At 32.7% G+C, this 22,140-nt stretch carries 22 protein-coding genes; 20 read left to right on the top strand and 2 right to left on the bottom strand.

The window, feature by feature from the left end; translation table 11 throughout:
* Positions 1-104: 104 nt before the first annotated feature.
* From KPL50_RS02430 to KPL50_RS02345, 18 genes are all read left to right on the top strand, one after another.
* Positions 105-485: an RDD family protein gene (locus KPL50_RS02430; RefSeq protein ID WP_216296825.1), complete on the top strand. Its 381-nt coding sequence runs from the start codon at positions 105-107 to the stop codon at positions 483-485.
* Positions 486-502: 17 nt separating this feature from the next.
* Positions 503-1,858, top strand: coding sequence for a 23S rRNA (uracil(1939)-C(5))-methyltransferase RlmD (rlmD, locus tag KPL50_RS02425; protein ID WP_216296903.1), 1,356 nt, complete (start codon positions 503-505; stop codon positions 1,856-1,858).
* Positions 1,859-1,940: 82 nt separating this feature from the next.
* Positions 1,941-2,201 carry a hypothetical protein gene (locus KPL50_RS02420; protein WP_216296824.1) on the top strand — a complete coding sequence of 87 codons (261 nt, stop codon included), beginning with the start codon at positions 1,941-1,943 and terminating at the stop codon, positions 2,199-2,201.
* 312 nt (positions 2,202-2,513) lie between these two features.
* Positions 2,514-3,287 carry a YkgJ family cysteine cluster protein gene (locus KPL50_RS02415; protein ID WP_216296823.1) on the top strand — a complete coding sequence of 258 codons (774 nt, stop codon included), beginning with the start codon at positions 2,514-2,516 and terminating at the stop codon, positions 3,285-3,287.
* A 133-nt stretch (positions 3,288-3,420) separates the two neighbouring features.
* Entirely contained in the window at positions 3,421-3,582 is a 162-nt protein-coding gene (locus tag KPL50_RS02410) for a hypothetical protein (protein WP_216296822.1), read from the top strand.
* Between the two features lie 67 nt (positions 3,583-3,649).
* Positions 3,650-3,955 (top strand): hypothetical protein, encoded by a 306-nt coding sequence (locus tag KPL50_RS02405; protein ID WP_309245135.1) that lies wholly within the window; start codon positions 3,650-3,652, stop codon positions 3,953-3,955.
* 294 nt (positions 3,956-4,249) lie between these two features.
* The gene (locus KPL50_RS02400) at positions 4,250-4,561 is read left to right on the top strand and encodes a hypothetical protein (protein ID WP_216296821.1); all 312 of its coding nucleotides are present in this window, start codon (positions 4,250-4,252) and stop codon (positions 4,559-4,561) included.
* Positions 4,562-4,718: 157 nt separating this feature from the next.
* Positions 4,719-5,045, top strand: coding sequence for a hypothetical protein (locus tag KPL50_RS02395; RefSeq protein ID WP_216296820.1), 327 nt, complete (start codon positions 4,719-4,721; stop codon positions 5,043-5,045).
* A 75-nt stretch (positions 5,046-5,120) separates the two neighbouring features.
* Entirely contained in the window at positions 5,121-7,955 is a 2,835-nt protein-coding gene (uvrA, locus tag KPL50_RS02390) for an excinuclease ABC subunit UvrA (protein WP_216296819.1), read from the top strand.
* Between the two features lie 75 nt (positions 7,956-8,030).
* A complete protein-coding gene (locus KPL50_RS02385) occupies positions 8,031-8,534 on the top strand; it encodes a CarD family transcriptional regulator (protein ID WP_216296818.1) in 504 nt (167 codons plus the stop codon).
* Positions 8,535-8,627: 93 nt separating this feature from the next.
* Positions 8,628-9,677: a recombinase RecA gene (recA, locus tag KPL50_RS02380; protein WP_216296817.1), complete on the top strand. Its 1,050-nt coding sequence runs from the start codon at positions 8,628-8,630 to the stop codon at positions 9,675-9,677.
* Positions 9,678-10,127: 450 nt separating this feature from the next.
* A complete protein-coding gene (locus KPL50_RS02375; RefSeq protein WP_216296816.1) occupies positions 10,128-10,382 on the top strand; it encodes a type II toxin-antitoxin system Phd/YefM family antitoxin in 255 nt (84 codons plus the stop codon).
* A complete protein-coding gene (locus KPL50_RS02370; RefSeq protein WP_216296815.1) occupies positions 10,370-10,633 on the top strand; it encodes a Txe/YoeB family addiction module toxin in 264 nt (87 codons plus the stop codon). Before KPL50_RS02375 ends, KPL50_RS02370 begins: the two co-directional genes overlap by 13 nt.
* Positions 10,634-11,073: 440 nt before the next feature.
* On the top strand, positions 11,074-11,211 hold the full coding sequence (locus KPL50_RS02365; RefSeq protein ID WP_216296814.1) for a hypothetical protein: 138 nt from the start codon (positions 11,074-11,076) through the stop codon (positions 11,209-11,211).
* A gap of 253 nt (positions 11,212-11,464) precedes the next feature.
* Positions 11,465-11,851: a hypothetical protein gene (locus KPL50_RS02360; RefSeq protein ID WP_216296813.1), complete on the top strand. Its 387-nt coding sequence runs from the start codon at positions 11,465-11,467 to the stop codon at positions 11,849-11,851.
* A gap of 180 nt (positions 11,852-12,031) precedes the next feature.
* On the top strand, positions 12,032-13,054 hold the full coding sequence (gene mnmH / locus KPL50_RS02355; RefSeq protein WP_216296812.1) for a tRNA 2-selenouridine(34) synthase MnmH: 1,023 nt from the start codon (positions 12,032-12,034) through the stop codon (positions 13,052-13,054).
* 115 nt (positions 13,055-13,169) lie between these two features.
* On the top strand, positions 13,170-15,131 hold the full coding sequence (locus KPL50_RS02350; protein WP_375372896.1) for a type IIA DNA topoisomerase subunit B: 1,962 nt from the start codon (positions 13,170-13,172) through the stop codon (positions 15,129-15,131).
* Between the two features lie 18 nt (positions 15,132-15,149).
* Positions 15,150-18,080 (top strand): DNA topoisomerase IV subunit A, encoded by a 2,931-nt coding sequence (locus tag KPL50_RS02345; protein ID WP_216296810.1) that lies wholly within the window; start codon positions 15,150-15,152, stop codon positions 18,078-18,080.
* Positions 18,081-18,136: 56 nt separating this feature from the next.
* Here KPL50_RS02345 and KPL50_RS27820 read toward each other — a convergent pair whose 3' ends face one another.
* Positions 18,137-18,604 carry a GtrA family protein gene (locus tag KPL50_RS27820; RefSeq protein WP_216296809.1) on the bottom strand — a complete coding sequence of 156 codons (468 nt, stop codon included), beginning with the start codon at positions 18,602-18,604 and terminating at the stop codon, positions 18,137-18,139.
* 147 nt (positions 18,605-18,751) lie between these two features.
* Here KPL50_RS27820 and KPL50_RS02335 point away from each other — a divergent pair, with 147 nt between their 5' ends.
* On the top strand, positions 18,752-20,008 hold the full coding sequence (locus KPL50_RS02335; protein WP_216296808.1) for a pitrilysin family protein: 1,257 nt from the start codon (positions 18,752-18,754) through the stop codon (positions 20,006-20,008).
* A gap of 87 nt (positions 20,009-20,095) precedes the next feature.
* Complete coding sequence (gene recJ, locus KPL50_RS02330; protein WP_216296807.1) at positions 20,096-21,865, top strand: single-stranded-DNA-specific exonuclease RecJ; 1,770 nt, start codon at positions 20,096-20,098, stop codon at positions 21,863-21,865.
* 58 nt (positions 21,866-21,923) lie between these two features.
* On the opposite strand, the gene KPL50_RS02325 is transcribed toward recJ, so the two are convergent.
* The gene (locus KPL50_RS02325; protein WP_124998100.1) at positions 21,924-22,106 is read right to left on the bottom strand and encodes an alpha/beta-type small acid-soluble spore protein; all 183 of its coding nucleotides are present in this window, start codon (positions 22,104-22,106) and stop codon (positions 21,924-21,926) included.
* Positions 22,107-22,140 lie beyond the last annotated feature (34 nt).

The following is a 22,140-nucleotide window of genomic DNA, read 5'->3' as shown; positions in this document are numbered from 1 at the left end:
TATTATATATAGATGGGAGTAAAAAAATATATGTATTTCTCCCTTTGTGGATTAATAAAATAAGGTTTTGAAAAATAATAGTATAATGAGAAGGAGGATTTACAATGTTAGAACAAAAGGACGTAAACAAAAGTGTTATTGAGGAATCAGATGATATAAATAATAAATTTGTAGAAAAAAATGAAGAACTAATGGGTGTTAATAATCTAAATACAAAAGAGTTCAAATCTATAAAACCTAATTTTATAGATACTTTTAAAGCTAATCTTATAGATTTGGTAATTGTAGGAGGAATATCAGCAGTAGCAGTATTTGGCGCAGATGCATTGTTAAAATTAGCAGGGTATGCTATAAGCCAAAAATTCCAAATGGCATTTATAATTTTTATGGTAGTTATGTTATTTTACATGAGCATTATGGAAAGTGGTGAAAAATCTACTACCATTGGTAAGAAAATATCTGGATTAATTATTACAAAAGGATAGGAGACATGGAAAAAACTATGCAAAAAAGAAAAGAATACGAATTTGATATAGAAGATATGGAATTTCCAGCGCAAGGCATAGCATTTTACGAAGGTGAAAAAGTTTCTATTAAAAATACACTACCAGGCCAGAAGGTAATTGGTAGAGTATTAAAGAAGAAACCGGATGGATTCGAAGCAAAACTTGTAAGAGTTCTTGAGGATGTAGACTATAAAATTCAACCTAAGTGTACTATTACGGATTTGTGTGGAGGATGTAGCCATCAATTTCTTTCTTATGAAAAACAATTAGAATTTAAAAAGCAACAGGTATTAAGGTTATTTGAGGCAGCAGAAATTAAAGATTTTGAGTTTTTAGGAATAGAAAAGAGTCCGGAGCAATTCGAATATAGAAATAAGATGGAATTTACCTTTGGTGACTTTCAAAAAAATGGTGAATTAACTCTAGGGATGCATCTAAAAGGACGAAGCTTCAGTATAGTTACTGTGGATGATTGTAGAATTGTAGATGTTGATTTTAGAGAGATTTTAAAGATAGTTTTAAACTATTTTAGAGAATTAAAAATACCACAATATAAAATAATGGAGCGTGTTGGATATCTAAGAAATTTAGTTATTCGAAAGGCTAAAAATACTGGTGAAATATTAGTTAATATTGTAACTACAACTCAGATAGATTTTGATTTTAGTGAAATAACTAATATGCTAAAAGAATTAAAATGTGATGGAAATATTACAGGGATAATACATACGCTTAATGATGGTCTGGCAGATACAGTTCACCCTGATAAAGTTGACATATTATACGGAAAAGATTATATTATGGAAGAAATATTAGATCTTAAGTTCAAGATAAATGCTTTTTCCTTTTTTCAAACTAATACAAAAGGTGCTGAAAAGCTGTATAGCTTAGTTAGGGATTTCTTAGGCTCATCGCAGTCAAAAGTAGTGTTTGATTTATATTGCGGAACGGGAACTATAGGACAAATTGTTGCAGCTAAAGCTAAAAAAGTTTTAGGAATTGAATTAATAGAAGAAGCCGTGGATGCAGCAAATGAAAATGCAAAAATTAATGGACTTAACAATTGTGAGTTTATAGCTGGGGATATAGCAAAGGTTATTAAAGAAGTGAAAGATAAACCAGATTGCATTATTCTAGATCCACCAAGAGCTGGAGTTCATCCTGTAGCCTTAGATTATGTTATAAAATTTGGTGCGCCACACATAGTCTATGTATCTTGTAACCCTAAAAGTCTAGTAGTTGATTTGAAGGAAATGATGGATAACGGATATAAGGTTCAAAAGGTAGTACTTATGGATATGTTTCCACATACGCCTCATATTGAGACCATTGTAGATATAGTGAAGGTATAACAGGGTTTAACAAGTGAATATTTAATTTAAATTGTCTATTTGCCACCGTAAATTATTTTATGGTGGCAATTTTATTACAGGCATGTTTATGTTAACTATATTCGGAGCAGTTGCACAACTTGAACGTGACTACCTAAAGGATAGGCAGATGGAAGGCATAGCAATTGCAGTAACGGAAGGCAAGTACAAAGGACGAAAGCCTATAGAGTATCCTAAGCTATGGGAAAGATATTATAAAATGATGCAAGATAATGATATAAGTGGTGTTGATCTTATGAAAATATTAGATTTAAAGAAAACTACATTCTATAAATTAATTAATCAGTATGAAAAGGGTAAATAACATACCTTATTTTTTTATGGGGTAGTAACCGCGAAACGGGGATTTTATACGTTAATATATATATTACAAAACTATTTATGTAATACCCTAAATTTTATTTTTTTAATTTAGGATATTACATAAATAAAAATTTTATGCTATACTATTCAAAGTGCTGTACTTGACGGTCATATCAATATCGTCGATACAGCGCTTTTTTTGATTTAAATAAAACAAAGGAGTAACTTATGGAAAAGTGTATGCCTACAAATGAAAAAGAAGGGATCTTTTTATGTCTATAATATTTAATAAAGAAATGATTTGTGTTTTTGCATGAGTGGTAAGAAAAAAAATTTTTCCCATCCTGATATTCATGAAGAAAGCCAAGCCTCTGCTAAACTTAAAATTTATAGCCAACTAGAGTATGATTTAAAAACACACCGTCAAACAGCTAACGGGGTATCCTTATGTGTTCCAGGTTGTAGCGATTGCTGTTTTGATTATTTCACCATTCAAAGTATTGAATTTGATTTAATTCTAAATGATTTATCAAAATGGGATGAAGAAAAATTAAACAATCTAATAAAAAGAGTAGATAAGTATTGGATAATGCTTGAAAATGAATATCCAGAAGCTACCCGACTTTTTTTAAATGTTACTGATAATGATATTGAAAAAGTAAACTCTTCAATTGAAAAAACAAGTTTACCTTGTATTTTTCTTGATGTAACTACTCAGTTGTGCCAAATATACAATTTTAGACCGTTTAAGTGCAGGATATTTGGAACTACATATTATTTTCCTCAACCAGAGGAGGGTGCAATGGGCATTGCTTGTCATAGGTATGGAAGTATTCTTAATGACGATAACTTTGATGCGATACTATGTGATGTTACAGAATTATTAGATGAAAATACCGATTTGTCTATAATTCATGATAAGAAGCGAAATGTTGCTGTTTTAAATCCTGAATATCCTCTTATTTATTATTTATACCAACATTTCATTGTAAAAAGATTGGGAGTATCTATTGTCAATTTTGATGAAAAGTTTAAAAAACCAAGAAGTACCTATTATAATACTCTAATAAATAATAAGATTCGCTAGTTAAACTTTGAATACATGCAGTGGAATAGTGGTTTATTCATATATTAAAGTAACTACGAGTCTATAGGATCTAAAGGGGTACAAAACAAATGTCGTGAAATGAATCTTTTACAACATTAGGAGGTAAATTGTTATGGGAAGGAAAAGTAATTTATTTAAGAAGACGCTTAATACTAAATACTTCGGAAGGAAAGCAATGTTCTTTGATGATACTGTAAGTAAGCCAAATCGTATGAATAAGAATAAATGCGATTATAGATATCCTGTCATTAGTGACAACTATATTACTAAATAGTTTAATAATATTTAAACATTAAAGATTATTATTTGTTAAGAAAAATTTTAAGAAATGAGGAGATAAAGTGGAAGAGACAAACGAATTAACAGGAATAAATATGGATGAATGTGCAGAAATAGGTTCAAATGGCACACCAAAGGAGACTAAGAATGAAAAATTCATTCGTCTTGCTGTATATAGAGTAAATAAGGTTATGAGTGCAGTAAGTAGTCTTGATAAGTTACATAATGGAAACACATATGAGTATACGGATGAGCAAATTAACGCCATGTTTGAAAGCTTGGAAAATCAACTTGTAGAAGTGAAAGGCCATTTTGAAAAGACAAAAGTGCAAGAAGTTAAATTTTCTTTTTGTACAAAGGCTGAATAAACTTTAATAATGATAAGAACTGTTTCTAATGTATGGAAACAGTGAGTATAGGTAATCATTTACCTCTCAGGGGGAGTACATCTATCTTCTCTATTCAGGAGATATTATATCATGGTGTAATAACTGGTTTTCAGTATCCAATATTGGTTTTTGACAATAATCAAAATTAAGACGAGATTAATTACAAGTTTATGAATTGCGAACATTAGATAAGATATTAGTTATGATATTCGTATTTGTTATGACTGATTTATTATCAATGAGTACAACTACATTATACGAGGGGGGAGGAATATGGCCAGATATAGACTACCACTTTTGAAGATATTTCCGGATTGCAGTGGGTTATCGGAAAGAGGCAGGTGCATTTGGTTAACAATTTCTGAATGTCAGGGTGAAGAGTGTACTTTTAAACGAACCTGCAAAGAAGATTTTGATTCAATTCAGTATGCCTATCAGCGCTTATCCAGCCTTAGCAGCTCAACACAAAGGCATATCGCAGAAAAGTATTATGGCGGGTTCATGCCATGGAACGAAGAAGAATCTGCTTCAACATATAGAGTATATAATCACCTAGGATATTCGCAAGACAAAATATCTGATTAACGGTACTTATGGAATGCTGTATTTAAATTTGTGTGAAGGTCGATATGTAAACGTTTACTATAGATAATTGTGCTGTTTATGACGGAAACCATGTCTGCATAGTTGATAATAATTGGTATGAATATTAAGTCTGAATGAATTTAGAGGAGGTAGACAAATGAACATAGTAAATGAGAGAGTGGAGCACATTATATTTGGATTTGGAGTTATTACGGAAATAGAGAATAATAAGATATGGGTGCAGTTTCAGGATAACATTGGAAGAAAAGTATTTCTATATCCTGAAGCATTTGAAAAATTTCTAAAAGCAGTGAATTCTGCGGTGGAGAGCAATGCATTAGAGGAATGCCATAGAAAACAAGAGCAGATAGAAGAGGAGCGTAAAGAAAAAGAACGTGTAGTCGCTGAAGAAAAAGAAGAAAAGGTAAAATTAGGATCTGCACAGAAGAAATTAGCAGCAAAGTTAACGAAGAAGAAATCCTGAGATTAATTAGGGTTGTTTTATGAGTTTTACAAAAGAAGAGATTTCATTCTAAAAATACAGGGAGGAGAGATACCTATGGCTGAGAAAAAATACATTCGCATCAGGGGAGCCTGCGAGAATAACTTAAAAAATATTGATATAGACGTACCAAAGAACAGGCTGGTTGTTTTCACTGGAGTTAGTGGATCAGGTAAGTCTTCTCTGGCTTTTAATACCATATATGCAGATGGGCAGAGACGATATATGGAGTCGTTGTCTTCCTATGCAAGGCAATTTATGGGACAGATGAAGAGGCCTGATGTATATAGCATTGAAGGACTTTCTCCTGCCATTTCTATTTCTCAGAAATCCACAAATAGAAATCCACGTTCAACGGTTGGAACGGTTACGGAAATTTACGACCACCTTCGTCTTTTGTATGCAAGAATAGGGATTCCTCATTGTCTGAAATGTGGCAGAGAGATTAAAAGGCAGTCAGTGGATCAAATGGTAGATCATATAATGGCACGTCCTGAAGGTAGTAAAATCCTGCTTCTTTCACCGGTGGTGAGAGCAAGGAAAGGTACTCATGAAAAAGTGCTGGAACAGGCGAAGAAGAATGGGTATGTACGTGTCCGCATAGATGGGAACCAGTATGATTTATCAGAAGAGATTGTTCTGGATAAAAACATTAAGCATAATATAGAGATTATTGTAGACCGAGTGGTGGTAAAAGGCGGAATAGAACCGCGTCTCACGGACTCAATAGAAAATATATTTGAACTTACAGATGGGCTTATGATGGTGCAGGTTATAGGTGGGGAGGATTTAACATTCAGCCAAAATTTTATCTGCCCGGATTGTGGAATTAGCATTGAGGACATTGAGCCAAGGAGTTTTTCCTTTAATAATCCTAGTGGAGCCTGCCCAGAGTGTCATGGATTGGGTTATAAGATGGAATTTGATGAAGAACTGATGATTCCCGATAAGAGTCGGAGTATTAATGAAGGATCTATTGTGGTGCTTGGATGGCAATCTTGCAAGGATGAGGGAAGCTATACTAGAGCAATTCTTGAGGCTCTTGCAAAGGAATTTCACTTTAGTTTGAATGTTCCTTTTGAATCCTATGGGAAGGAAATTCAGGATATTCTGCTTTTGGGTACTGACCGCAGTGTTAAGGTCTATTATAAGGGTTATCATGCACAGGGAGTCTATAATTTAGCTTTTAAAGGACTCATTAAAAGTGTGGAGAAGCGTTTCAGGGAAACCACTTCCGACATTACGAAAGCTGAGTATGAAACATTTATGCGCATTATCCCATGTAAAGCCTGCGCGGGGCAGCGTCTTAAAAAAGAGTCACTAGCGGTTACTGTGGCGGGTAAAAATATTTTTGAAATAACGGATCTCTCCATTGAAAATTTGTATAATTTTCTTAAAGAGATGAAGCTAAGCCATTTCCAGATGACAATTGGAGAACAGATTTTGAAGGAAATACAGTCAAGAATCAGTTTTCTTATTGATGTTGGATTAGATTATCTGAACTTGTCAAGGGCAACCTTCACCTTATCTGGTGGTGAGCTTCAGCGTATTCGTCTGGCAACACAGATTGGATCTGGACTTATAGGTGTAGACTATATTCTTGATGAACCCAGTATTGGACTTCATCAGAGGGATAATGATAAACTGCTAAATACTTTGTGCCACCTAAGAGACCTAGGGAATAGTGTTTTGGTAGTGGAACACGATGAGGACACCATGCGTGCTGCTGATTATATAATTGATATTGGACCAGGGGCAGGCGAGCATGGTGGTGAAGTGATTGGATGTGGAACTGCAGAAGATATAATGAAAAACCCTAAATCCGTTACCGGTGCTTATTTAAGCGGAAAATTATCCATTCCTGTTCCTGAAATCAGAAGATCTCCAACCGGATATCTGACGGTGTATGGGGCACGGGAGAATAATCTGAAAAATATTGATGTTACTGTTCCCTTAGGTGTGTTTACCTGTGTAACAGGTGTTTCAGGTTCCGGAAAAAGCTCCTTGGTAAATGAGATTTTATATAAGGTACTGGCGAAAAAACTGAATCGTGCCAGAACTATTCCAGGTAAACATGAAAAAATTGAAGGTATAAAGCAGCTGGATAAAATTATTAACATAGATCAGAGTCCCATCGGAAGAACTCCCCGTTCAAATCCTGCAACTTATATTGGTGTATTTGATAAAATTCGTGATTTATTTGCTTCTGGGGTTGATGCAAAGGTAAGAGGATACAACAAGGGACGTTTCAGTTTTAATGTAAAAGGTGGCCGTTGTGAAGCATGTAAAGGAGACGGTATCATAAAAATTGAGATGCAATTCCTTCCGGATGTGTACGTACCATGTGAAGTTTGTAAGGGAAAGCGATATAATCGTGAGACTTTGGAGGTGTTTTTTAAGGGCAAGAGTATCTATGACCTACTGAATATGACGGTGGAGGAAGCTCTGAATTTCTTTGAAAATTTGCCTGCCATTCGCCGAAAGATTGAGACCCTCTATGATGTAGGTCTATCTTATATTAAGTTGGGGCAGCCTGCTACAACTTTGTCAGGAGGAGAAGCTCAGCGTGTTAAACTTGCGGCGGAATTAAGTAGAAGAAGTACAGGAAAAACCATCTACATTCTGGATGAACCTACAACCGGACTACATTTTGCTGATGTTCATAAATTGACGGATATTTTACAGAGACTGGTACAAGGTGGCAACACGGTAGTTGTTATAGAACATAATCTGGATGTGATTAAAACTGCAGATTATATCATTGATATTGGCCCAGAAGGAGGAGATAGAGGCGGGACAGTGGTTGCGAAGGGTACCCCAGAGGAAATAGCTGTAAATCCAAATTCCTACACTGCAAAATATTTAAAAAAGTATCTAAAATTACACCAGTAATAGAATTATATTGAATGGAGTAATGTGATTTTCATGAAAATTCACAATTCCAAGTAAAGGAGTAATGAAGCTGAAATGTTTAATATTGGAGATTTGGTCATATATTCAACACACGGTATTTGTCATATAGATGATATATGTGAAAAAACATATTTGGACATTACCAGAAACTATTACGTTTTACATCCACTGCAAGATAGCAAATTAACAATAAGTAGCCCGGTAGATTACCATAAGGTGACTATGCTAGAACTTATTCATAGAGAGGAAGCAGAAAAAATTCTAGAATTTTTCAAGCAACCAGGTATAAGTTGGATAGAATTGAATAGTCAACGAACCCAAATATATTATGAAACTATAAAGACAGGAAATCGTAAAGAAATTTGTAAAATTGTTAATACATTAATGCGGAAAAAGCAAGAATCAGAAATTAGTGGAAAGAAACTTAATGAACCAGATAACAAACTTTTAGGATTTGTTCAAAATATATTGTTTACAGAATTGGCAGTCGCCTTGGATACTACTTTTGAAGCAATATATGAAAGGAGCAATAGCCTGATAAATGAAAATGTGTACTAGATATTCATTGGTAAAGGCTAGTTAAAAATTTATTAAGTTAGAGATAACTAAGACTTACAATAATAGTTTTTGTGAAAGGAATGTTGATAATAAATGGATTTAAGCAATGATAAAGTTAAGGCAATAGAAGTGGCTATGAATCAGATAGAAAAACAATTCGGAAAAGGTTCTATTATGAAGCTTGGTGCAAACACAATAATGGATATAGAGGTTATACCAACAGGATGTCTGGCTTTAGACATAGCGTTAGGAGTTGGTGGAGTTCCAAGAGGAAGAATTATAGAAATATATGGACCGGAATCTTCTGGTAAAACAACTATTGCACTGCGAATATTAGCAGAAGCGCAAAAAACAGGTGGTGTGGCGGCCTTCGTTGATGCTGAACATGCCTTGGATCCGTCTTACGCAAGGATATTAGGAGTTGATACTAATGAACTTTTAGTTTCTCAACCAGACACTGGGGAGCAAGCCCTGGAGATAGTAGAGGCCCTTGTAAGATCAAATGCCATAGAGGTAATTGTTGTTGATTCTGTAGCTGCACTTGTTCCAAGAGCTGAAATAGAAGGTGAGATGGGTGATTCCCATATGGGACTGCAGGCTAGATTAATGTCTCAGGCTTTAAGAAAGCTTACTTCATCAATTAACAAATCTAAGTGTGTTGTAATATTTATAAATCAATTAAGAGAAAAAATAGGTATGATGTTTGGCAATCCTGAAACAACAACAGGTGGACGTGCTCTTAAATTTTATTCATCCATAAGGTTAGATATAAGAAAAATTGATATTATAAAAATAGGTGAAGATATTCTTGGAAATAGAACCAGAATAAAAGTAACAAAAAATAAGGTTGCTCCGCCTTTTAAAATAGCTGAATTCGACTTAATGTACAATGAGGGTATTTCAAGGGAAGGTAATTTGATAGATATAGGTGTTCAGGAAGAATTAGTTCAAAAAGGTGGGTCATGGTTTTCATATAAAGATACAAGACTCGGTCAAGGTAGAGAAAATTCTAAGTTGTATTTGAAAGCTAATCCTGACCTAGTTCTTGAAATAGAAAATCTAATCAGAGAAAAATACAATCTGCCATTAACAAAGGCAGTTATAAATGAAGAACCAGTTGGAGAAGGTGTGAAAAAGTTATAACAAGTAAGGTGAACCTTATCATAAGTAAAGTTAATTATTTTATTATAATTATAACTTCTAATCATTCTTACAATTAGAAGCTGAAAAAATGAATATTTAATTGATAAGTGTAAGGAGTATAAGAGATATTATAAAATCATATTTTATAAAAATTCCTCTCTGCTAAAGAATACGGGTATGTTGACACAAGTAAAGCTCATATCATCGGATGGGGGTTTTAATGTATTAAGTGTAGAAAAATATTATGAAATAACATATAATATCTAATTGTTACTTTGAACGTAACATAATATATTTTAATAATGGGCATTATCATATAGGCTTTAATAGCATTTCACAATAAATTAAATATTATATATTGAGAGCTATATGATTTTTATTTGTATATAAATAAATACGTTGACGTACGCAAAAATGTACAGTAAAATATATGTAAAGAGGTGAATCAACATGAAAACTGTTCCCATTACTAAAGCTAGGCAAGATATATTTAATATAATAGAACAAACCATTGCAAATTCAGAGCCTATTCAGATAACCAGTAAAAAAGGTGATGTTGTAATGGTAAGCTTAGAGGATTGGTCCGCAATGCAAGAAACTTTATATCTTTTAGGTATACCTGGAATGAGAGAAAGCATTTTAGATGGAGCTAAAGAGCCTATTTCCGAATGCAAGTCTTTAGAGGATATAGGATGGGATATATAATAGTTATAACTAAACAGGCTCAAAAGGATGCTAAGAAATTAGAATCCTGTAATTTAGATAAAAAAGCAATAGAGTTGCTAAAGATAATAAAAGAAAATCCTTATCAAACTCCACCACCATATGAAAAACTTATAGGAGACTTAAAAGGTTTCTATTCTCGAAGGATCAATATAAAGCATAGAATAATTTATGAAGTGTATGAGAAAGAAAATACAATTAAGATTTTAAGAATGTGGACACATTATCAGTAAAAAGGTTAGCTTTCATACCCTGATAAAATTATTTGCGAACTATTTGTTTATTTAATATGAATTTTAACTTTAATAGAAGGAGTTACTGTAGAGGGTAAGGTTTTTAGAATTAATAATAGAATAGTAGGGGAATGAACCTCACCTTATCAACCATTTATTTATCAGCATCAATTATCCTTAGTACTGTTGACGTATAAGAAGGAGTAGATTATAATTATTATTGATTAAGGGAACTAAAATCATACGCACTATTTTATAGAATGTTAAGTATAAATATAGAAATACCAATGAGTAGGGAGATGGGATGTGGGTTAGATACTAGAGAACTTTAAAATAATATAAAGACTGCCTGCTTTTTATGAGACATAAGATTATTACCGGAATCATTGTATTGTATTTGTAGAAAATATTAGCAATGAAAGGTTAGTACGCTAACAAAAGTGGGAGAAGTTAAATCAACATCTGAGGGAGCTACAAAGGTTACGCAATTTAAGTTGAATTTTATGGTGGCAATGCCACCCATTTGCCACCATTACATAAAATATGATAAGATACAATTGGTTAAAATAAAAGCATAAAAATTATTTTGTATCTGATAGATGATTTTAAATCAATGCTTACAGGATATTATAAAATATATTTAGATAAGCTAAAATACGAGATATAAACAAACGCCTCACATAGAAACTATTGTAGATATAGTGAAGATTTAGAGATATAATAAAAATTTAATCATATAGCATAATTATTTTTATATTTGGTTAAAAAATGTACCCTTTCACATTTGAATGGCATATAAAGTAATATAAATTCAAATAAGGGGGGGTATTGATGGTAGAGATAGTTATTCAATATGTTTTAATACTGCTTTTAGTAGCAGGCCTTGGCTATTTAGTTTACTTGCTAAAGGATAATGATATAAATCTTAGGGAAGACTATTTTGGTCTTGCTTATGTAATACTTGGAGGTCTATCTGTAAGTGAAGCTACACCAGAAAATGCAAAGAGAATTATTAGAATTGTTTCAGGCGTAGTTCAGTGCGTAGAATCAAACTATAAAAATAGCGAAAATACCTTTAAAGAAGAAAAAGCAATTAACATGTCAAAGGAAGCTATTGGCTTATTGAATTTTCAAAGCAACATAGATAATGAAAGTCTAAAATACCTTATAAGATTAGCTGCGGCAATATTGCCAGCAACTAATAAAATAACAGAGTGAAATTGCAGAGAATTACGATATTAACCGGCAGGAGAGTTTTGTTCTGCCGGTTGTTATTTTCGTAAATGAATAAAACCGGAGGCAAAACAATTGATAATTGTTTTGTCCCCCAGAGAATAGCAGTAGGGAAAAACAATTAATAATTGTTTTGTTCCCAAGAGAATGGCAGGAGGAAAGTTAATGTTAAAAACCATAGAATATGGAGAACTTGAGGGAAATTATATATTAGTTGATGTAAGGAGCCCAGGTGAATTCCAGGAATCAACTATAAATGGGGCAATTAATATACCCTTATTTGATGATGAAGAAAGAAAAATTATTGGTACCGTATATACAAGGGAAAGTGTTGAAAAAGCAAAGAGAATTGGGCTAGAAGTAGCCTCTAAAAAATTACTCCATATTTATGATGAAATTAAAGAACTTAATAAACAATATGATAAAATCGTGTTATTTTGTGCTAGAGGAGGAATGAGAAGTGGTGTACTTGGCATGCTACTTAGTTCCCTAGGCATAAATACGGAGAGAATAAATGAGGGCTATAAAGGATATAGAAGGTATGTAATGGAGGAGTTACCAAGACTTAATGATAGTGTTCGATATATTGTTTTACATGGTAATACTGGTGTTGGAAAAACTGAGATACTTAAACAATTGGAATTGGATGGCTTTGATATTTTAGACCTAGAAGGTTTTGCTAATCATAGAGGATCACTTTTAGGGACTGTAGGACTTGGAAAAACCACTAGTCAAAAATCATTTGAATCTAAAATATATCATATGTTACAAGGGGCTAAAAGTTCTTTTGTGTTTATTGAAGCAGAAAGCAAGCGTATAGGAAACACTATGATACCTGATTTTATATTTGAAAAAATGAAGACAGGTATACATTTATTTGTAGATGCAGATATTGAGTTTAGAACAAATCTTATTGTTAAGGAATACACAAAATTTGAAAACTGTAATGAGGAAATAATTGAATGTCTAAAAAGACTGGAAAAATATCTTGGAGAAAAAAATGTTGACAGGTACTGTCAATCTGTTTTAAAATCAGAATATGATGAGGTAGTAAGTGAGCTTATGATTAAACATTATGATCCTATGTATATGCATACTTCCAATAAATATGATTATAAATTAAAAATTATGGTAGTAGACATAAAGACTGCCACTAGTGAAATAGAAAATTGGTTTAAAATCATATAAAAGAATAAAAATACCAAAAAACAGAAACTAATGTTCTGTTTTTTTATTTAAAGTCCTTTACCTTTTGCTTATAAACATATAAAATAACAAATGTATAATAATATTTTACTGGAGGATGTATATGAGTTTTGATAAGGAAGAAATCCAAACCTATGATGTAACCGACCTCACTTCTCTAGAAAAACTAGAGCCTGTAAGGATAAGACCGGGTATGTATATAGGTTCTACAGGTAGCAAAGGGTTACATCACTTAATATGGGAAATTTTAGATAATTCTATAGATGAGATAGCTAATGGCTATGGTGATAGAGCTGAAATAATATTAAATAAAGATAAAAGTGTTACTATTGTTGATAATGGTAGGGGAATTCCTACAGGAATACATCCTATAAAAAATAAATCTGGTGTGGAAATGGTATTTACTGAGCTTCACACTGGTGGAAAATTTAATAATAAAAATTATAAAACTTCCGGGGGACTTCATGGGGTTGGAGCTGCAGTTGTAAATGCATTGTCAGAATGGCTGCTAATTGAAATAAGTCAAAAGGGTAAAATCTTCACTCAAAGATTTGAATATTCTTATGACCAGGAGTTAAAAAGACTTATGCCAGGTACACCAGTGACTAAACTTAAAGAAGTAGGGGAAACAAAAAAGACAGGTAGTAAAGTTACTTTTATGCCAGATAAAAATGTATTTACTACCCTGGAATTCAAAACAGATATCATTGATGAAAGGCTTCAAGAATTAGCCTTTCAAAATAAAGGAATTACCTTAGTATTTATAGATAAACGAAAAGAAGGTAGCCCTACAAAAGAATATCACTCAGAGCGGGGCCTTTTAGATTTTATTGATTACCTAAATGAAAGTAAAACTCTTCTGCATAAGGATCCTATATTTTTTCAAGGTGAAAAAGAAATAAATGGGATACAATTATATGGCGAAGTATGCATACAATTTACGGATTCTACTACAGAATACATAGCTAGCTATGTTAACAATATACCAACTACAGAATCAGGAACTCATGAAACTGGATTTAAAACAGGCATGACAAGGGCTTTTAAAGAAGGCGCTAAAAAACTTAATCTTTTAAAAGATAAGGATAAGGAATTTGAAGGTGACGATTTAAGAGAAGGCATGACGGCCATAGTTAGAATTAAAATAAGCAACCCAATATTTGAAGGTCAGACTAAAAGCAAACTCGGAAATAATGAGGCATATAGCATGATGAATGAATTATGCTTTGCTAAAATTTCAGAGTGGATAGAAGACAACAAAGAAATGGCCACTAACTTAATAAGTAATGCTATATCTGCCGCATCAAGGCGGGATAAAATAAAAAAAATCAATGAAGCTGAAAGAAAGAAAATAGGTAAGGGGGCAGCTCCTCTTGCAGGGAAGATTGCAGTATGTACATTAAAAGACTCAGAGTTTACAGAGTTTATAGTGGTGGAGGGAGACTCAGCTGGTGGAAGTGCGAAGCAAGCCAGGGACAGAAGGTTCCAAGCTATAATGCCTTCAAAAGGTAAAATTATGAACACTGAAAAGCAAAAACTCGAAAATGTTTTGGCAAGTGAGGAGTTAAAAATATTTAACACTGCCATTGGAACAGGAGTTTTAGATAATTATAATGAAAAAGATTTAAAATATGGAAAGATAATTATTTTAAGTGATGCTGATGTTGATGGATATCATATTAGAACATTATGGATGACTTTTATTTATAGATATATGAGACCACTAATAGCCAATGGTCATCTTTATATGGGAATGCCTCCACTTTATAAGGTTTATAAGAATGGTAAAAATGGTGAAGTGGCTAAGTACGCTTATAGTGATGAGGAATTAGCTCAGACTAAAAAAGAAATTGGAAAAGGTGCCCTTATCCAAAGATATAAGGGTCTTGGAGAAATGAATCCAGATCAACTTTGGGATACTACACTAAACCCAACAACTAGGACACTGCAGCAGGTTACCATAGAAGATGCAGCAAAGGCAGAGAAGATGGTTTCGCTTCTAATGGGAGATGTGGTAGCACCTAGAAAAAATTACATGTATAAATATGCTGAGTTTTAACAGGGGGGGATTTATTAAATGGCAAAAAAAATTGACGTACCTAAAGACAATAATATAATAATGACTCCTATAGAGGAAGCAATGCCAGATAACTACCTTCCATATGCCGTGGAGGTTGCCAGGGAAAGAGCACTACCAGACGTACGGGATGGGTTAAAACCAGTACATAGAAGGATTCTTTATGGAGCATATATGCTAAAGGCCTTTCCAGACAAGCCTTATTATAAATCAGCAAGAATAGTTGGAGATATAATGGGTAAGTTTCATCCTCATGGAGATAGTTCTGTTTATGGCGCCATGGTAATACTAGCCCAAGATTTTGCCACGAGAAAACCATTAATAGATGGTCATGGAAACTGGGGAAGTCAAGATGGTGATAATGCAGCTGCTATGCGTTATACAGAAGCAAGGCTTTCACCTATTGCCCTTGAAATGATAAGAGATATTGATAAAGGCGTAGTGGAAATGGTAGATAATTATTCTGATACTGAGAAGGAACCCTCCGTACTACCATCAAGATATCCTAATTTGCTGGTAAATGGAGCCTTTGGTATAGCGGTAGGAATAGCAACAAACATACCACCTCATAATTTGGGAGAGGTAATTGATGGATTGCTCGCTTATGCTGATAATGAGGAAATAACAACAAAACAGCTTATGCAATATATTAAAGGACCAGATTTGCCAACGGGAGGCATTTTAATCGGTAAGAATGCTATTCAAGCTGCTTATGAGAGTGGCGAAGGCAGGGTAACTCTACGTGCTAAAATGAAAATTGAAACATTAGAAAGTGGACGATTTGGGATAGTTATTACAGAATTCCCTTACAGAAAAAATAAGGCAAAGCTTCTTGGAGCTATTTCTGATATGACAGCGGACAAAAAGCATGCAAAAGCACTAGAGTCAATCATAGATATTAGAGATGAATCTGATAGAAGTGGCCTTAGATCTGTAATTGAATTTAAAAAGTCCACAGATAAGGAAACTGCAACTAAGGTACTTAAATACTTATTGAAAAAAACAGAACTTCAATGTAATTTACCTTTCAATATGGTAGCCCTGGCTAATGGAAAGCCTCAAACTATGGGACTTAAAACCATATTAATGCACTACTTAAATCATCAAAAGGATGTTGTGACTAAAAGGACTCAAAATGAACTAGAAGTTGCTGAAAATAGATTTCATATTGTAGAAGGATTTATTAAGGCAGTAGATGTGATGGATGAAATTATTATAATAATAAGGGGTTCAAAATCTAAAAAGGATGCTGGCGAAAATTTAATTAGTAGGTTTGGTTTTTCGACTATTCAAAGTGATGCAATTCTAGAACTTATGCTATACAGGCTAACAGGGCTTGAAATAAAAATATTCTTAAAGGAACATAAAAAACTGGAAGCGCTAATTAAAGGGTATAAAAAAATTCTTGAAAATGAGAAAGAACTTTTGAAAGTAATCAAAACAGAAATCTCAGAAATCAAAGAAAAATATAATGACCCTAGGCGTTCGGAAATCATTGAAGATGACAACGAAGCTAAAATAGACGTGGAAGAGTTAATCATGGTAGAGGATATTATGATAACACTATCTAACGATGGTTATATAAAAAGAGTGCCTATGAAGTCCTATAATAGGTCTAACACTAATATAGAAGATATAGAGTATAGAGAGGGAGATTTTAATACATATGTAATTGGAGCGAGTACTAAAGATACCTTGATGATCTTTACGGACCTTGGAAATATGTATCAACTAAGAGGTGATGTAGTTCCGGAATATAAGTGGAAGGAAAAAGGCGAAAGACTTGATACCCTACTTCGAGGTATAGACTTAACAAAAGAGAAAATCGTTCATACACTTTCCTCTGAAAATTTATCTGCAGAAAAGGAATTTATGTTCTTTACTAATAAAGGGAATATAAAGAAAACAGGTTTGGATAAATTTATGACCAGTTATACTAAATTATCTGCTTTAAGGTTAAGAGAAAATGAGAAACTTCTTCATGTTCTGTTAATAGATAAGGAAAGAAAAGAAAATTTCTTAAAGGTATTAACAAAGGAAGGGTTAGAATTCTGTGTGCAAGAACCGGTGCTTGCTGATATTGATAGAAATACAATAGGTACTCAGTTATTTAATCTCACCTCAGTAGATGAAGCGGTAAAAATAGAATTTGCGAAGGGCCATGATTATAAAGAATTCTATATTAGTATTAATGCAAAAGGTGCAATAAAAATATCTAGTAGAAAAACTAATACACATTTAAGCACCTATACTAAATCATCTTCTACACTGCTTATATTTACAGAAAAAGGAGCAGTTCATAAATTACCTAGCTATATGATCCAGAATATTGATAAAAATGGTGTAGTTATTAACTCCTTGTTAGACAATTTTAATGTTGAGGATAAAATAGTAGACATTGTGTCTATAGATAGTTTTAATGAAGAAAAAAGTATATACTTCTTTACTAAAAAAGGATTTACTAAACGAACTAAGCTTTGTGAATTAGAAGGAGATTTCTTCGGGGCCATGGTATACAAGCTCAAGACAGAAGAAGATAAATTAACCTCTGTAAAAATTAACAGTGATAAGGAAGATAAGGATATACTAATGGTGACTAAAAAGGCAATGTGCATAAGATTTAATGTTAATACTATTAACTTTATGGGAAAGGTTGCATCTGGGGTAACAGGAATCAGCTTAAGAGATGATGAAGTTATATTTGTAGATTTGGTACCTGCAGTAACAAAAAAATCTGAAGGGTCTAATGAAATAGCTGTTACTTTTGAGGAAGACTTGCGTTTAACCGTAAGCTGCTTTAAAGGTGAAAAGAAGACCATACGACTTCAGGATATAAACGTTCAGAATAGGGCAGGTAGAGGCAAAAATTTAACAAATGCGCTTATAGATGATTATGTAGAGGCTGTTACTTTATCATCTGAAGAAAAATAACAAGTCAAAGATTTAATAATAAAAAACACGCAATAAAAAGTTAAATAAAACTTATTTTAGCGTGTTTTCTTTTTATTAAAAACAAAAAATTTATTAATTAAAAAACCAAGAAAACCTATAGTCATAGAATCTATTAGAATACATATGTTAAACCAAAGGTGGTTTAATTTCTCTATACCCCATCCTCTATGCATATAATGAACTAAGGGGTTGTGACTTGTTAATAAAATCAACATAAGACTATTTAAAAGCATACTAAAAAATAGTACAGAGGCATATTGAAAGTAAGCTTTTTTATGTGAAGTTTCACTAAAAGTAAATTTTTTATTTAATTTATAACCACAGATTGAATAAACTGAAAATGCTATGAGGTTAAAAACAAATAACATTTTCCCGTGAGTTATGCCTGTGGTATAGGAAAGAATGTTTAATATGATAACATCTATTATAATGTTAGTAGCACCAACTAGTGAATACTTAATAAATTGAACCAAGGACTGTATTTTTTTATATTTATCATTCATAGAATATTATTCTTAAAAAAAATATGTTTAAGAATTTACTCACCACCCTTTTAATAAAGTGAATGTCATTTACCACACACATTAGTTTACAACAAAAAAAACAAAAATAATACAGAAATAAATAAAATATAGAATGAAGGTGATTAAATGGAAAAAATAACGTTTAAAAATGGAGTAAAATTACTATATAAGAGTGCAGAGAATAATTTGACTTCTTTTACCATAGGTTTTAATGCAGGTGCAAATCGTGAGGGAAATAGTGAACTCGGAATTGCTCATGTGGTAGAGCATATGCTATTTAAAGGGACAGATTCACGCACGGAATACCAGATTAATAAATTATGTGATGAAACCTTTGGATTTTGTAATGCAATGACAAATTATCCCTATGCAGTATATTATGGCACCACTTTGGATGAAGATTTTGAAAAGGGTTTTGAAATTTATACGGATATACTTTTGAATCCCACTTTTCCAGTGGGTGGTTTCAAAGAAGAGATAGATGTAATTTGTGCCGAATTAAAAGAATGGAAAGATGATTCTAGCCAGTTTTGCGAAGACTCCATGCTTTATAATGGCTTTAACACGCGAAGAATAAAGAATTTAATTATAGGTACAGAAGAATCAATTCGTTCCATTACGGTAGACAGAATTAAAAAATTTTATTATAAATACTATACCTCAGATAATTGCGTAGTGAGTGTAATATCTTCCATGAGTTTTAAGCATGTTTCAGACATAGTGGAAAAGTATCTTTGTGATTTTAACAATAAACTATTTAACACTAAAGTCAACGTAGTGGATAACCTAGAAGATACCCAGTATATATACGAAAATAATAATCCAGGCACCTACTTTCAATATAGAGATGATTTGCAAGGTGCCAAAATTCAATATTGTTTTCCTATTCATGATTTAAATGATAGAGAGATTAGTGCACTAAAGCTATTTAGCTTGGTTTTCGGAGAGGGTACAAGCAGTATACTGTATGATGAAATTAGGACTAAAAGAGGCTTTGTTTATGATATAGGCAGTAAAATTAAAAATGAAACAGGAATAAAACTTTTTACTATTTCACTTGGGACTTCCTATGAAAATGTAAATAACACCATAGAGATTATTAATAGTCAAATTGAAGAAGTTAAAAAATCAAAGGGTCATTTTGAAAAGGCTACTGTTTTAAAACTGTGTAAAAGTTACAAATTAAGAAGGATGCTAGCTTTAGAGAGATCTATTCAAACTAGTATGAATTTATGTGTATATGAAATTATGTATGGAGATGGACCTGTAATTTTTTCTGAATTTAAAGAGATGGAAAACATAAGTGAAGTGGAAATAATGAAAGTAGTAAACAGAGTTTTAGTAAATGCTACTATTCAGGTCTTGATGCCTAGTAAGGCTTAATGATTAGAAATGGTTAGGGACCAATAAGGTTTGGTGTCTATAAAAATCAGTTCTAAATATGAAATAATAATTAATTAGGAGATAAATATGGAGAAAAAGTGGTTAATAAGAAATACCTCTAAAGATATTAGAACCCTGGCAAAAAACTCCGGGGTAAGTGAGGTTATAGCTAAGATTTTAATTAACAGGGGATTTGATAATGAAATAGAGATAAAAAAATTTATGAGGGCCAGTATAGAGGATTTATATGATCCATTTTTAATGAAAGATATGGAGAAAGCCACAGAACTAATAAAACTTGCTATTGAAAACAAGAAAAAAATAGTGGTATATGGCGATTATGATGCTGATGGTGTGACTAGTACTGTTATAATGTATAAAGCATTAAAACAATGTGGTGCACAGGTAGAGTATTATGTTCCGGATAGGGAACTTGAAGGCTATGGAATAAATAGTGATAGGATAAGAAAGCTAAGTGCAGAAGGCTTTGAGGTGATTTTAACTTGCGATAATGGGATAGCTGCGACTGAGCAGGTTAAATTGGCAAAAGAACTAGGGATGACAGTTATAATAACGGATCACCATGAGTTATCATTTGAAGAAGATAGTGAAGGCGTTCGCACCTTCAAGCTTCCACCAGCGGATGCAGTTATTAATCCAAAACAGAAGGACTGTAATTATCCATTTAAGCAGTTGTGTGGGGCAGGTATTGCACTTAAGTTTGTACAAGCACTATATTTAAAACTTGGAATTAATAGTGAAGCTGTAGTGGAATTTATAGAAATAGCTGGAATAGGAACTATTTGTGATGTGGTAGATTTAATAGACGAGAATAGAATAATTGCTAAAAATGCCTTAGGAATGCTTACAAATACAAAAAATCTTGGGTTAAAATGTTTAAAGGAAATTTTGAACATTGAAGGTAAAGAGATAAAATCATATCATGTTGGGTTTCAAATAGGACCCTGCATAAATGCTACAGGAAGATTAGAGTCAGCGGCTATTTCAGTTGAACTTCTAATTTGCTCTGATGAGGCTCGCGCAGTGGAACTAGCTAAAACACTATTTGAACTTAATAAAAAAAGACAGGACATGACAACGGAAAATGTGCAGCAGGTAATAGAACTTGTGCAGCATTCCACTTTTAGAAATGACAAAGTATTAGTGATTTATAAAGATACTATCCATGAGAGTATCGCAGGAATTGTAGCAGGGCGTGTTAGGGAAACTTTCAATGTGCCAACAATAATATTAACTAGTGGAAAAGACAATCCTAAGGGTTCAGCAAGATCTATCGAAGAATACAATTTATTTGAGGAATTAATAAAATGTGAAGAGCTGCTTTTAAAATTCGGAGGACACCCAATGGCTGCAGGTCTCTCTATAAAAGAGGAAAATATAGAAAAATTAAGGCGAAAATTAAATTCTATTTGCAAGCTAACGGATGAGGATATTATACCTAAAGTAAGAATAGATGAAAGAATGGCACTAAGTAAAATAAATTATGGAATAATAGAAGAATTAGAACTTTTAGAGCCTTTTGGTAAAGGCAATCCCTCACCACTACTAGCTGAAAAAAACATCCCTATTTTAAAAATAGATATATTGGGGAAAAATGCCAATACAATAAAAATAAAATGTTTGATGCCGAAATCGAATAAAACAATTGATGGAATATTTTTTAATAGGGTAGATGAATTCATGGAGATGCTAAAAGATTCCTATGGTGAAGAACATAAAACCTACCTTGATGCTCCAAGAGGAATGAAACTAGATTTAATTTTTACACCTCAAATTAATGAGTACAATGGTTACAAGTCCATTCAGTTAAAAATCATAGAATTTAAACTCAGTTAAATGCATTAAAGACACATAGAAAAAATATCTATGTGTCTTTATTATATTTTGGCAATTATTATAAATTTTCTTCGTACTGTTGTACCATTTTTTTAACCATTTCTCCGCCAACAGAACCACATTCCCTTGAAGTTAAATCACCGTTATAATCTGTAAAATTAACACCTAGTTCTTTTGCAGTTTCCATTTTAAATTTATTTAATCCGGCTTTAGCTTGAGGTACTAATTTCCTGTTTGACATTTGTTAATCACTCCTTTTATATTTTATTTTTGTT

Source organism: Clostridium sp. CF012 (assembly GCF_018861755.1).
Classification (GTDB): domain Bacteria; phylum Bacillota; class Clostridia; order Clostridiales; family Clostridiaceae; genus Clostridium_AD.
This window is presented reverse-complemented; position numbering and strand designations above follow the sequence as displayed.

Bases quoted from the DNA above. Each gene is read 5' to 3' on its own strand.
- KPL50_RS02430 (WP_216296825.1), top strand. From the start codon at position 105: ATGTTAGAACAAAAGGACGTAAACAAAAGTGTTATTGAGGAATCAGAT.
- rlmD (WP_216296903.1), top strand. From the start codon at position 503: ATGCAAAAAAGAAAAGAATACGAATTTGATATAGAAGATATGGAATTT.
- KPL50_RS02420 (WP_216296824.1), top strand. From the start codon at position 1,941: ATGTTTATGTTAACTATATTCGGAGCAGTTGCACAACTTGAACGTGAC.
- KPL50_RS02415 (WP_216296823.1), top strand. From the start codon at position 2,514: ATGAGTGGTAAGAAAAAAAATTTTTCCCATCCTGATATTCATGAAGAA.
- KPL50_RS02410 (WP_216296822.1), top strand. From the start codon at position 3,421: ATGGGAAGGAAAAGTAATTTATTTAAGAAGACGCTTAATACTAAATAC.
- KPL50_RS02400 (WP_216296821.1), top strand. From the start codon at position 4,250: ATGGCCAGATATAGACTACCACTTTTGAAGATATTTCCGGATTGCAGT.
- KPL50_RS02395 (WP_216296820.1), top strand. From the start codon at position 4,719: ATGAACATAGTAAATGAGAGAGTGGAGCACATTATATTTGGATTTGGA.
- uvrA (WP_216296819.1), top strand. From the start codon at position 5,121: ATGGCTGAGAAAAAATACATTCGCATCAGGGGAGCCTGCGAGAATAAC.
- KPL50_RS02385 (WP_216296818.1), top strand. From the start codon at position 8,031: ATGTTTAATATTGGAGATTTGGTCATATATTCAACACACGGTATTTGT.
- recA (WP_216296817.1), top strand. From the start codon at position 8,628: ATGGATTTAAGCAATGATAAAGTTAAGGCAATAGAAGTGGCTATGAAT.
- KPL50_RS02375 (WP_216296816.1), top strand. From the start codon at position 10,128: ATGAAAACTGTTCCCATTACTAAAGCTAGGCAAGATATATTTAATATA.
- KPL50_RS02370 (WP_216296815.1), top strand. From the start codon at position 10,370: ATGGGATATATAATAGTTATAACTAAACAGGCTCAAAAGGATGCTAAG.
- KPL50_RS02360 (WP_216296813.1), top strand. From the start codon at position 11,465: ATGGTAGAGATAGTTATTCAATATGTTTTAATACTGCTTTTAGTAGCA.
- mnmH (WP_216296812.1), top strand. From the start codon at position 12,032: ATGTTAAAAACCATAGAATATGGAGAACTTGAGGGAAATTATATATTA.
- KPL50_RS02350 (WP_375372896.1), top strand. From the start codon at position 13,170: ATGTATATGAGTTTTGATAAGGAAGAAATCCAAACCTATGATGTAACC.
- KPL50_RS02345 (WP_216296810.1), top strand. From the start codon at position 15,150: ATGGCAAAAAAAATTGACGTACCTAAAGACAATAATATAATAATGACT.
- KPL50_RS27820 (WP_216296809.1), bottom strand. From the start codon at position 18,604: ATGAATGATAAATATAAAAAAATACAGTCCTTGGTTCAATTTATTAAG.
- KPL50_RS02335 (WP_216296808.1), top strand. From the start codon at position 18,752: ATGGAAAAAATAACGTTTAAAAATGGAGTAAAATTACTATATAAGAGT.
- recJ (WP_216296807.1), top strand. From the start codon at position 20,096: ATGGAGAAAAAGTGGTTAATAAGAAATACCTCTAAAGATATTAGAACC.
- KPL50_RS02325 (WP_124998100.1), bottom strand. From the start codon at position 22,106: ATGTCAAACAGGAAATTAGTACCTCAAGCTAAAGCCGGATTAAATAAA.